The 11793-nt window shown below is 57.0% G+C and carries 9 protein-coding genes; all 9 read left to right on the top strand.

Going from position 1 to position 11793, the window contains the following annotated elements; translation table 11 throughout:
• Positions 1-4 precede the first annotated feature (4 nt).
• From V5P19_RS03925 to V5P19_RS03965, 9 genes are read left to right on the top strand one after another with little or no spacing between them, the layout of a single operon-like run.
• Entirely contained in the window at positions 5-991 is a 987-nt protein-coding gene (locus V5P19_RS03925; RefSeq protein ID WP_334400312.1) for a hypothetical protein, read from the top strand.
• Between the two features lie 9 nt (positions 992-1000).
• On the top strand, positions 1001-1813 hold the full coding sequence (locus V5P19_RS03930; protein WP_334400314.1) for a type VI secretion system accessory protein TagJ: 813 nt from the start codon (positions 1001-1003) through the stop codon (positions 1811-1813).
• Positions 1806-2369 (top strand): type VI secretion system baseplate subunit TssE, encoded by a 564-nt coding sequence (gene tssE / locus V5P19_RS03935; RefSeq protein ID WP_334400316.1) that lies wholly within the window; start codon positions 1806-1808, stop codon positions 2367-2369. Before V5P19_RS03930 ends, tssE begins: the two co-directional genes overlap by 8 nt.
• Before the next feature lie 2 nt (positions 2370-2371).
• Positions 2372-4243, top strand: a complete 1872-nt coding sequence (tssF, locus tag V5P19_RS03940) for a type VI secretion system baseplate subunit TssF (protein WP_334400318.1) — start codon at positions 2372-2374, stop codon at positions 4241-4243.
• Positions 4240-5283, top strand: a complete 1044-nt coding sequence (gene tssG, locus V5P19_RS03945) for a type VI secretion system baseplate subunit TssG (RefSeq protein ID WP_334400320.1) — start codon at positions 4240-4242, stop codon at positions 5281-5283. Before tssF ends, tssG begins: the two co-directional genes overlap by 4 nt.
• A 38-nt stretch (positions 5284-5321) precedes the next feature.
• Entirely contained in the window at positions 5322-7937 is a 2616-nt protein-coding gene (gene tssH, locus V5P19_RS03950; protein ID WP_334400322.1) for a type VI secretion system ATPase TssH, read from the top strand.
• A 24-nt stretch (positions 7938-7961) separates the two neighbouring features.
• Positions 7962-9389: a serine/threonine-protein kinase gene (locus tag V5P19_RS03955; protein WP_334400324.1), complete on the top strand. Its 1428-nt coding sequence runs from the start codon at positions 7962-7964 to the stop codon at positions 9387-9389.
• 36 nt (positions 9390-9425) lie between these two features.
• Complete coding sequence (locus V5P19_RS03960) at positions 9426-10844, top strand: phospholipase (protein ID WP_334400326.1); 1419 nt, start codon at positions 9426-9428, stop codon at positions 10842-10844.
• Positions 10841-11602 carry an ankyrin repeat domain-containing protein gene (locus V5P19_RS03965; protein ID WP_334400328.1) on the top strand — a complete coding sequence of 254 codons (762 nt, stop codon included), beginning with the start codon at positions 10841-10843 and terminating at the stop codon, positions 11600-11602. The genes V5P19_RS03960 and V5P19_RS03965 overlap by 4 nt, the downstream gene beginning before the upstream one ends.
• Positions 11603-11793: the final 191 nt, after the last annotated feature.

An 11793-nucleotide genomic window follows, 5' to 3' on the forward strand; every position in this document is an offset into this window, starting at 1 on the left:
TGATATGAAACTTTGGCTATCGGGTTTAGCACTTATGGTGGCGGCGTCCACCGCTCAGGCTGAAAACTTCCGCATCGTGCAGTCGCCTGCGCAGAAGCTGGATATCTGGATTGATAACATCAAAGACAACACCCCGCAGAGCTGGTGTAAGTCAGAGATTGCCCTGCGCATCGTGGCGAACGGCAATAAAGACGTGTCGGTGCTGGAAAACTTCGTTCCGCGTCTCGGCTCGCTGCTGGAGCATCAGTGCAGCAAGGTGAATAAGCTCAGCTGGACGCTAAACGATCCAGAGGGCGTTACGCTGGCTCAGGGCACGGCAGCCAAAGCGCAGGAATGGGCGTTGGTGGTGAAACAGCAGCAGGCAGCGCCAGCCCTCACGCCCGCCAGCGGCGCATTAGTGCCGCCCGATCAGAACGCCGAATCGCACAGCGTCACGGCAGACCGCTCACCGTGGCAGGAGTTCACGCTTCAGGACGGTTGTCACCTGCGCACCTTCTGGGAAGGTGGGTCTTCCGCGCCTGCGCTGTTCATCCCGGATACCGATACGACGCGTTGCGGCAATGGAAGCTGGTTGAGCGGTCACACGGTCATTTCTCAGTCCCGCGCCGGCGGGCAGAAAGAGATACCTGTGACCTATATTCACGGCTTCCCGGTGATGGGACTGAATCAAAGCGCCGATCCGGAAAACGCGCTGATCACCTCCGTCAACAAAGAGCGCATGGTCTTCAGCACCCAGAACAGTGACCAGAGCTGGATGATTCTGCCTTACGACAGCGCGCTCAACGGCTGGAAAAGCAACGGCACGGTAGCCGTGGAGATTTCTCGCGAGATCGCCAGCGACGATGCAAAACTGCAGGCGCGTATTGCTGCGGTGAAAAAAATCTGGAGTGCCTGGGTTGTGCCAGGCACCCCGCTGAATATCGTCCTGATTGATACCCTGCGCCCGCAGCTGCGCGATCCGGCAGTCGGCGTCTGGCGTGCGGCAAACTAAGGAATGGCTATGAATACGCTCTATCAACATCTGGCGGGTGAATCGATCGGCGACGCGCTGGTGCGAATTGAAACCGACATCAAAGCCCGTCCGGCAGATGCCGATCTCCGCGCCGCATTCGTACAATTTCTGATCCTCAGCGGCAACTGGACGCGGGCGCTGACCCAGCTTAAAAGCTGGCTGGCGCTGAAGCCACAGGCGAAACCGACCGTTACCCTGCTGGAGCAGTCCATTCAGGGTGAACTGCAGCGTGCGAAGGTCATGGCCGGAGAGGCTCGTCCTTCCATGCCGGAAACGCAGTGGCCGTGGCTGACCGCGCTGGCTGCTGCCCTCAACGAAAACGGAGCGCGCGCGCAGGCGCTGCGCCTGACGGCGCTGGAGCACGCGGCGGCCAGTGCTGGCCAGCTGGTGGATGAAAATGACCAGACGCAGACTTTTGAATGGCTCATGGACGGCGACGCCCGGCTTGGACCGGTCTGCGAAACCCTCGTCAACGGCCGTTATTTTTGGCTGCCGTTTAACGCCATAGAAGAGATCCGCTTCCAGGCTCCCGCCAGCGTGACCGATTTGGTCTGGCGCCACGCGCTTGTTCGTCTTAGCGACGGCACCGAGCAGGTTTGTCAGATCCCGGCGCGTTATCCTTTTGCGGCCGATGCGTCAGATGCCGTCAAGCTCGGGCGTATGACCGAATGGCTGCCGCTGGACGGCGACGGCACGCTGTACGAAGGGATCGGGCAGAAGGCCTGGCTCAGCGAGCAAAGCGAAAGCCCGCTGCTTTCTCTGAGCCTGGTCACGTTTGTTACGGATGGAGCCGATGAGTAATTCTGCTGGCGAAGGCGATCTGCTGCGCAGCGGCTGGCAGGCCCGCAGCCGGCAGGAGAAAGTCGGCGCGCGCGATAAAATGCAGCCTTCGCTGCTGGATCGCCTCACCGATAACGACCCGGAAAAAAAACGCGAGTCGGTCAACAGCAATCTGATGACCCACGCCGCGCTGCGTCGCAACGTGTTGCGGGATTTGCAGTGGTTATTTAACACCATCAATCATGACGCATCCGGCGATTTAAGCGCGCTGCCGCACGTGAACCGTTCGGTGATCAATTTTGGCGTTGCGCCGCTGGCCGGCAAGCGGATGTCGGATATCGAGTGGCACGACATTCAGCGCAAGCTGACTGAAGCCATCATTAACTTTGAACCACGGATTTTACCGCAGGGGCTGCAGGTTCGCTGCGTGTCTGACACCTCGTCGCTGGATCTGCACAACGTGCTGTCCATCGAGATAAAAGGACGTTTGTGGTGTGTGCCGTACCCGCTGGAGTTTCTGTTTCGCACCGATGTCGATCTGGAAAACGGCCATTTTGAATTAAAAGATGCGGGGTGATCGTGGAAAGTAAACTGCTTGAATATTACAACCGTGAGCTGGCCTATCTGCGTGAAATGGGGGCCGAATTTGCCGAGCGCTACCCAAAGGTCGCCGGACGGTTGGGCATGCGCGGTATCGAAGTGGCGGACCCGTACACCGAACGCCTGATGGAAGGTTTCGCCTTTCTGACCTCCCGCGTGCAGATGAAAATGGATGCGGAATTTCCGCGTTTCTCCCAGCGTTTGCTGGAGATGATTGCGCCTAACTATCTCGCGCCAACGCCGTCCATGGCGATTGCTGAAATTCAGCCCGACAGCAGCCGTGGCGACCTGAGCAACGGGTTTATCGTGCCGCGCGGCACCATGATGGACAGCCTGGCGCTGAAGAAGACCGGTGTGACCTGCAGCTACACCACCGCGCACGAGGTTAACCTGCTGCCGCTGAAAATTGAGAAGGTCGAGCTGGGCGGTGTGCCTGCCGATCTGCCGCTGACGCAGCCTGGGCTGAGCCAGCGCGGCGTCAGAAGCGCCTTACGCATCCGCATTGCCTGCGACGGTCCGCAAAACCTCGGGCACCTTAACTTTGACCGGCTGGCGTTTTTCCTCAGCGGCCCGGACATTGAGGCGCTGAAATTGCTGGAACTGGTGATGGAGCACCACGTCGGGATTGTGTGTCAGACCGTCAGCCAGCAGCCGCAGCGTGAGGTACTGGCGTCTGATGCGTTGCGACAGGAAGGATTCGAACCGGATCAGGCGCTGCTCCCGGACGATCTGCGTAACTTTGACGGCTACCGTCTGCTGCAAGAGTATTTTGCCTTTCCGGCACGTTTTCGCTTTATCAGCCTGAGCGGTCTGAGCAAGCTGATTCAGCGCTGCGAAAGCGAAAAAGCCTTCGATATTTTTATTCTGTTGGATAAAACCGATGAGCAGCTTGAGCGCGTCGTGGATGCCAGCCATATGGCGCTGCACTGCACGCCGGTCATCAACCTCTTTCCCAAAGTGGCCGCGCGCCAGAAGCTGAGCGAAGGCCAGCACGAATACCATCTGGTGGTGGATAACATCCGCCCGCTGGATTATGAAATTTACGCAGTAAACAAGATTTACGGCAGTGCCGATGGCCAGCGTGACGACCAAACGTTTCGTCCGTTCTGGAGCACCTGGAGCGGCGATGCGGGCAACTACGGGGCCTATTTCTCTCTGCGTCGCGAGCAGCGCGTCCTTTCCGAACATGCATTGCGCTACGGCACCCGCACCGGCTATGTCGGCTCGGAAGCTTTTGTTTCGCTGGTGGATGCCCAGCATGCGCCCTGGCAGGAAAACCTGCGCTACATCTCTGCCGAGGTGCTGTGCACCAGCCGTGACCTGCCGCTGATGCTGCAGCAGGAGCTTGGGCAGTTCATTATGGCCGACTCCATGCCGGTGAAATCACTCACCCTGCGCAAAGGTCCGACGCCGCCGCGCCCGGCGCTGGCGGAAGGGTTCAGCACCTGGCGGCTGATCAGCCAGCTGCAGATGAACTACCTCAGCCTGATGGACAGCGAAAATGAAGAGGGCGCCGCCGCGCTGCGCCAGCTGCTAGGGCTGTATGCCAACCTGGCAGAAACGCCGATTGCACGCCAGGTGGAAGGGGTTCGCCACTGCGTGCTGGAGCCGGTTCATCGCCGTGTGCCGGAGCCGGGGCCTGTGGTCTTCGCCCGCGGGATCGGCATTACCCTGACGGTGGATGAGCGAGCGTTTTCCGGTGCCAGCCCCTGGCTTTTTGGCAGCGTGCTGGAACGCCTGTTTGCACGACTGGTGTCGATCAACAGCTTCACCGAGTTCACCCTCAAGAGCCAACAGCGCGGTGAGATCGGCTATTGGGCCCCGCGCATGGGCAAAAGGGCGCTGCTATGAGTGACGTCGCCGCCGCTCCGCTGCGCGTTCATCGCCTGACGCCGCTGCCGGATACGTTCTGGCTCGGCGTTCGCGAGACGCCGTGGCGCTACGATCTGTTTCAGCTGTTGAGGCGTATCGATGCCCAGGGCGGGGAGCGCTACCCGCTGGGGCGCGCGCCGCTGCCAAAATTTGAGCCGTTACGCATCGGCCAGCAGCCGTCGATGAGTTTTGCGCCCTCGACGCTGGCGCAGGTGCGTCAGCGCGAAGAGAGCGGGCTGCATGACGTGTCTATCCTCAGCTTCGGTCTGTTTGGCCCTAACGGCCCGCTGCCGGTGCACATGACGGAATACGCCCGCGAGCGTATTCACCATCATCAGGACACCAGCCTGAGCGCATTTGCCGATCTGTTTCACCACCGCCTGACGCTGCTGTTTTACCGCGCCTGGGCGGATGCGCAGCCTGTGGTTTCCCTCGATCGCGCCGACAACAAGCGGTTCGAGGCCTATCTGGCCTCGCTGATTGGTATGGGGCAGCCGGGGCAGATGGAGAAGGGCAGCCTGAGCGCGCACGCCCGCTTTACCCACGCCGGACACCTGACCCGTCACGGTCGTGACCCTGAAGGGCTGGAAAAGATCCTGCGTAACCATTTTAAAGCCCCGGTGAAGCTGGTCACCAATGTGCCGCAGTGGATGCCGCTCTCGCCGCGCGAACAGGCGCAGCTGGGAGAAGGCCGCCGCCTGCCGCGCATGGGCGAATCCGCCTTTCTTGGCGTGGCGGTCCGCGACGTGCAGCACAAGTTTCGCATCGAGATCGGCCCGCTGAGCGCGGAAGCGTACAACCGCTTTCTGCCGGGAGAGGCCTGGGTTACCGAGCTGCGGGACTGGGTACGCCAGTACGCAGGCGTGGAGTTTGAGTGGGACGCGAAGGTGATTCTGCGTGCCGATGCAGTACAGGGCGCGACGCTTGGAGGCGCCGGACGATTAGGCTACAACACCTGGCTGGGCCTTCAGCCCCAGCCTGTCCCCCGTGGCGATTTGGTGTATCGCGCAGAGCGATAATCCTTACGTATACCGAATCATTGTTAATGGAAACTAACATGTCAGAAATTAGCCGTGCCGTGCTTTTCGGCAAACTGGATACGCTGTTATTTACCTCTCTGGAAAGCGCCACCGCGTTCTGCAAGCTGCGGGGCAACCCCTACGTTGAGTTGGTGCACTGGCTGCATCAGCTCATGCAGCAGCAGGATGGCGATCTGCAGCAGGTGATCCGCCACTTTGCCCTCGATGAACAGCAGCTGACGCGCGATATTGTTGCGGCACTTGATGCCCTGCCGCGCGGGGCAAGTTCCGTTTCCGATCTTTCTGAACATATCGACAGCGCCGTGGAGCGCGCCTGGGTGTTTGGATCGCTGAAGTTTGGCGTCAGCCGTATTCGCGGCGGGCATCTGCTGATCGGCATGCTGAAAACCTGGAATCTGGCTAACGTGCTGAAAAGCATCTCGGCGCAGTTCACCCGTCTTAACGTCGAGGTGCTGATCGAGCAGTTCGATGCCATTTGTGCCAACAGCAAAGAGACGCAGCAGGCCGCTGTCGCGGTTGACGCCCCGGCGGGTGTGGTCCCGGCTGCGCAGGGGACGCTGGCCCAGTACGGCCAGGATCTGACCGCTCGCGCACGTGACGGCAAGATTGACCCGGTTGTCGGGCGTGATGAAGAGATCCGCCAGATGGTCGATATTTTGATGCGCCGCCGCCAGAATAACCCCCTGCTGACCGGTGAAGCCGGGGTAGGGAAAACGGCGGTAGTAGAAGGGCTGGCGCTGCGTATCGCCGAGGGGGATGTGCCGGAGCCGCTGCAAAATATTCAGCTGTGGCTGCTGGATATCGGCATGCTGCAGGCTGGCGCTGGGATGAAGGGCGAATTTGAAGCCCGTCTCCAGTCCCTGATTAACGAAGTGCAGTCCAGCGCCACGCCGATCGTTCTGTTTATCGATGAGATCCATACCCTGATCGGTGCAGGCGGTCAGCAGGGAACCGGCGACGCCGCAAACCTGCTGAAGCCCGCGCTGGCTCGCGGACAGCTGCGTACCATTGGGGCCACCACCTGGGCGGAATACAAAAAATACATCGAAAAGGACCCGGCGCTGACCCGTCGTTTCCAGACGGTGCAGGTGCACGAGCCTGACGAAGCCAAAGCCATTCTGATGCTGCGCAGCACCGTGTCGCCGCTGGAAACGCACCATAAGGTGTTGCTTCTTGACGAAGCGGTCAGCGCGGCGGTGAAGCTGTCGCATCGTTACATTCCTGCGCGTCAGCTGCCAGACAAAGCCGTTGCCCTGCTGGACACCGCCTGTGCTCGCGTGGCCGTTAGCCAGAGCGCTCCTCCGCCACAGCTGGAAGATTGCCTGCGCCATCTGGCCGCGCTAGACGTTGAGATCGAGATTGCCGATCGTGAAGCCCGCGTCGGTGCCGGCGAACCTGCCCGCGTTGCGACGTTAAAGACGGAGCGCGACGCGTATGAGTCGACGCGCGAAGCGCTGGCCCAGCGCTGGGAGGAGGAACGCAGTCTTGTGCAGGCGATTATCTGCCTGCGTGCCGCGCTCTTTGCGGCAGGCGATGAAGATACCGCTGAGCTGCGCAGCCAGCTGGCGGAGCAGCAGCAGGCGCTGAAGACCTTACAGGGCGACGAACCGCTGCTGTTCGCGGCGGTAGATGAAAACGTGGTGGCGGCGGTGGTTTCTGACTGGACCGGCATCCCGCTTGGCCGAATGGTGAAAAACGAAATCGACGCGGTGCTGAATCTCGCCGACACGCTCAACCAGCGGGTCATCGGCCAGCGACATGGTCTGGAGCTGATCGCCCGCCGGGTTAAAACCGCGCGCGCGAAGCTCGACGATCCCAACAAACCGGTAGGCGTGTTTATGCTGTGCGGGCCGTCCGGGGTGGGGAAAACCGAAACCGCGCTGGCGCTGGCGGAGTCGCTGTACGGCGGCGAGCAGAACGTCATCACCATCAACATGAGTGAATTTCAGGAAGCACATACCGTTTCGACCTTAAAAGGTGCGCCGCCGGGATACGTCGGTTATGGTGAAGGCGGCGTGTTAACCGAGGCCGTTCGCCGCCGTCCTTACAGCGTCGTGCTGCTGGACGAAATTGAGAAAGCGCACCCTGACGTGCACGAGATCTTCTTCCAGGTCTTTGACAAAGGCTGGATGGAGGATGGCGAAGGTAGACACATTGATTTTCGGAATACCATTATCATCCTGACGTCTAACGTCGGAACCGACCTGATTAGCGCAATGTGCGCCGATCCCGAGCTGATGCCCGAGCCGGAGGCGCTGAGCGGCGCGCTGCGCCAGCCGTTGCTGCAGGTATTCCCGCCTGCGCTGTTGGGCCGTCTGCTGGTGGTGCCGTATTATCCGCTGAGCGACGAGATGCTGGGGATGATTGTTCGCCTCCAGCTGAAGCGCATTCAGCGTCGTCTGGAAGAGAATCACAATATTATTTCCGAGTTTGACGACAGCGTTGTAGAACAGATTGTACAGCGCTGTACCGAGGTGGAATCAGGCGGACGTATGGTGGATGCAATCCTGACGAACACCTTACTGCCTCAAATGAGCCAGATATTACTTACCGCCAGCCGCAGCGACGAGCAGTACCGACGTCTGCGCGTTACCTGCGAGCAGGGCGAGTTTCACTGTCAGTTTGCCGCGTAATAATCATCAAGAGAACTGTAAAAGATGACGGATAATGATAACAATCGGACTGTCCCAAACGCGCTCCCGGTCGGGTATCGCTTCAACGAGTTTGAAATTAAAGAGGTGATTGGCGGCGGTGGATTTGGCATCGTTTATCGTGCCTGGGATCACCAGCTCGAACGCACTATCGCTATCAAAGAATTTATGCCTTCCTCGCTGGCCGTTCGCGGTGACGACATGACGCTGGTATTGCGCAGCGAACGTTTCGGCAAAGCGTTTTCAGCCGGCCTGAACAGCTTTATTCAGGAAGCCCGCCTGTTGGCTCGCTTTAATCATCCGAACCTGCTGCACGTGCTACGTTTCTGGGTGCAAAACGATACGGCCTATATGGGCACGCTGTTCTACAGCGGCACCACGCTGTCACGCCTGCGCGAACAAAAGCCGGAAACCATTAACGAGACCTGGATCCGCCGTATGCTGCCGATGCTGTTCGGCGCCATTAAAACGATCCATGACGAGGGATATCTGCACCGCGATATTTCGCTGGATAACATTCAAATCCAGGATAACGGTCTGCCGGTGCTGCTTGATTTTGGATCTGCACGTCGTACCATCGGGAATCTCTCGGACGAGACGGAAACGATGCTGCGCCCGGGCTTTGCGCCTATCGAACAGTACACCGACGACAACGAAAGCGAGCAGGGGCCGTGGACGGATATTTACGCCCTGGGCGCCGTGCTGCGCACCCTGATTGTCGGCTCACCGCCGCCGGTCAGCGTGGTGCGTTCGATTCAGGACACCTGCAAACCGCTGGTGGAGCTGATGCCGCAGGGATATTCCATCCCACTGCTGCAGGCCATCGACCGCGCGCTGGCGCTGCGTATGGAAGACCGACCACAGTCCATCGATGAATTCGCTGCGCTGATCGATATGCCCGTAGCGGGTATCGACGATGTTTTAGTGGCGAAAAAACCGGGCACAATGCTGGTTCCGGTGGAAGAAGAAGAATCTGCGTCAGCGCTTGACTGGCGTCGCTACAAGATCCCGGCGATGGTTGCCGCAGGCGTACTGGTAGGGGTTGTTGCGGGCGCTATGCTGTTCAGCGGTAGCGACCATGACGCGCCAGAGCAGGCTGCGCAGGCCCCTGCCGAGAGCCGTCCGGCTGAAACGGTCGTGCAAACTCCGGAAGCAAAACCGGAAGCGGCACCGGCTGAAGCGCCTGCCACGGCTTCGCAGCCGACGCCACCGCCTGTCGATGCCAGCCCGATTGCGCTGGTCTACGTCCGCGTCCTCGACGGCGAGACGCTGAAAGTCAATGGCGAACCCAACGCGCTGCGTCCGGCGAATAATGGCTATGTGTCGCTCAAGCTGCCAGCGGGCGAGGCTCGGATTGAGCTGCAGGGCAACGGCAGAACGCGTAGCCAGACGCTGGATATTTCTAAGCCGGGCACCTGGCTGGTTAACCCATAAGCAAGATAAGCAGGGACGGGGAACAGGACGGAGCGAATGTATAACCTCAAATTTGTCTATCTTTTCAGCGAGAATGTTTCGCCAGCGCTTTTTGCGAAAATTATCCGCCCGTCCGTCGCCGGGCAGTGGATTATGTCGGTTCCTGACAATTCGCTGCGCTCGCTGTTCACGCGCTACGATTTGCTGCATGCCATCACCGGAGCGAATCCTTATCAGTCCGGACGCGATACGCGTAAGCTGATTGTGCAGGATCTCGACATGGGCAGGATCGTTGCGATTGACGAGAGTTTTCGCAGCTGGTCGTCGGTAACGGAAATATTTTACATCAATGAGAAGGGGCGTCTGCAGGCGGCCTCGCTCACGGGGCTGGGCTGGTACCCGGTAAGTACGATTGTCGACCGTTATGAAGCTATGGTGAGAACCTATGGTTCTCGCCCTGCGCCAACGGTTATGCCGAAGCAGGTGGTGAAATCCAAAGCCGCGCAGATACCGGACGAGCCAACCCCGGGCAAAGATAGCAAAACCTATGCAGCGCAGCTTCAGGAGATGACCAAAGCCGAACGCTGGCAGGCGCGTAAAGATCTGATTGCGAAGGGCAGCAATAGCTTATATCCCGATGCACAGATCGCGGCTAACCGTCTGGCGGCGAACAACATTGCGGTGGAGAAAGCGAAGCTTGCGGAGAATGTGTATAAGACCGTGAACCCGCTGGAAGCCACGCCGGGTGTGCCGGAAGGGTGGACAGATATTAGTAATGATGCTCCGATGCTGAATAAGCTCGGTCTCAAAAGCGACATGCTTTATGACAATGCCAATTCACCTGATTTCCTTTCACGCGTTTATCAACCTGATCCCAACGTTTTTGGTAAAGACATGAACCCAACGTTAGTTTTTAGAGGGTCGAGGGAGCCTGAGTTTTTTCCTATGAAAAATATGTCTGACTGGAAGAATAATGCTGCGCAGGGATTAGGGATGGAGTCTGATTATTACAGAAAGGCCGTTCAAATAGGGAAGCAAATTTATAGGGCGGGTCAAAAAATAGACATCGCAGGTCATTCCCTTGGAGGAGGGTTAGCCTCTGCTACCTCTGTAGCAAGCGGTCAGGCGGGGTGGACATTTAATGCGGCAGGTTTGCATTCAAAGACGGTTCAACAATATGGCGCAAAATTAGTAGGTCATGCGGAAAATATTCAAGCTTATCGCGTTGAAGGTGAGCTACTCACTAATGTTCAGGAAGTTAATCTTTGGGAGGATTATAAAATGGTGAAGGGACATTTACCCGCACTGGTTGCCAAAGAGGAGATTTCCGCAATTATGCCTAATGCTGCAGGTATAGTACATACTCTACCTGGTGGGACCGGAAGTGCACTTGATCGTCATGGAATCGGACAGACAATAGATTGCATAGAACAACAAAAGGATGAGGATATTTCTGTTATTAGGAGCCGAGTGTGAAATCACTTTTAACTGGCTGGATAGCGCTTTGTTTAATGTTAATGGTTCAGGGGTGTAAACAAAATATGGATTTAAAACCTGATAATTATTTTAGTGGTCAACAGCTCACGTTAGCACGTGCCATAGAAAATGGTAATATTGATGATGTGCTGAAATTAGCCCCAGAGACAGACTTAAACAAACCCGGCAAAGAAGACATGACGTTGTTATTTTGGGCTGTTATGAATTCCATAAATGATAAAAAAACAACGGAACACTTAAAGATTATTACTGTTTTAGTCAAGGCTGGTGCAGACCCCCTGCAGCCTAGACCAAACGGAGGGAGTAGTCCGGCTCAGTTTGTGTTGAAGGCCGATAGTAATGTCTGGATAAAGGCAATGCTTGATGGAGGGTTATCGCCCAATGCAAAAGATAAAACCTTTGGTGAGCCTATAATATTTCAAACTATTGAAGCCAAAAATATTGAAACGCTGCAAGCGATGCTTGATAAAGGAAGCAACATAGATGTTACTGACTCATTAGGAAAAACGTTGCTGATAGATGCTCTTGATTATAGCGCCTACGATCATGTTCTTTTTTTACTAGAGCGTGGAGCTAACCCAGAAATAAAAGCTGATAGTGGCTGGACGATGGGGAATCAATTACAACTTGAGCTGGATAGTGCTGAAAAGGACAGTAAGGTATACAAAAATCTTAATAAAATAAAAGATGCTCTTATCCAACATGGTGGTAAATGGCCGCCAACGCCAGTAAAATAAGTCGTAAATCGGATATGACGCTAAAGGATAAGATTTTCTATTTCTGAAGTGAAATGGATGTTCTTGCTATCGTGCTCTACTATATGAACTCAATACGACACGGGAGAATACCGATAGTATCGGATGTTATGCCGTAAAGTTGGCGCTGTTTCAAGAAGTTTTCCGGCTGATATGATTTCGTTGCTCTGTTT

Source organism: Enterobacter sp. UNJFSC 003 (assembly GCF_036903355.1).
Taxonomy (GTDB): Bacteria; Pseudomonadota; Gammaproteobacteria; order Enterobacterales; family Enterobacteriaceae; genus Enterobacter.

Bases quoted from the DNA above. Each gene is read 5' to 3' on its own strand.
- tssH (WP_334400322.1), top strand. From the start codon at position 5,322: ATGTCAGAAATTAGCCGTGCCGTGCTTTTCGGCAAACTGGATACGCTG.
- V5P19_RS03955 (WP_334400324.1), top strand. From the start codon at position 7,962: ATGACGGATAATGATAACAATCGGACTGTCCCAAACGCGCTCCCGGTC.
- tssG (WP_334400320.1), top strand. From the start codon at position 4,240: ATGAGTGACGTCGCCGCCGCTCCGCTGCGCGTTCATCGCCTGACGCCG.
- V5P19_RS03930 (WP_334400314.1), top strand. From the start codon at position 1,001: ATGAATACGCTCTATCAACATCTGGCGGGTGAATCGATCGGCGACGCG.
- V5P19_RS03960 (WP_334400326.1), top strand. From the start codon at position 9,426: ATGTATAACCTCAAATTTGTCTATCTTTTCAGCGAGAATGTTTCGCCA.
- V5P19_RS03925 (WP_334400312.1), top strand. From the start codon at position 5: ATGAAACTTTGGCTATCGGGTTTAGCACTTATGGTGGCGGCGTCCACC.
- tssE (WP_334400316.1), top strand. From the start codon at position 1,806: ATGAGTAATTCTGCTGGCGAAGGCGATCTGCTGCGCAGCGGCTGGCAG.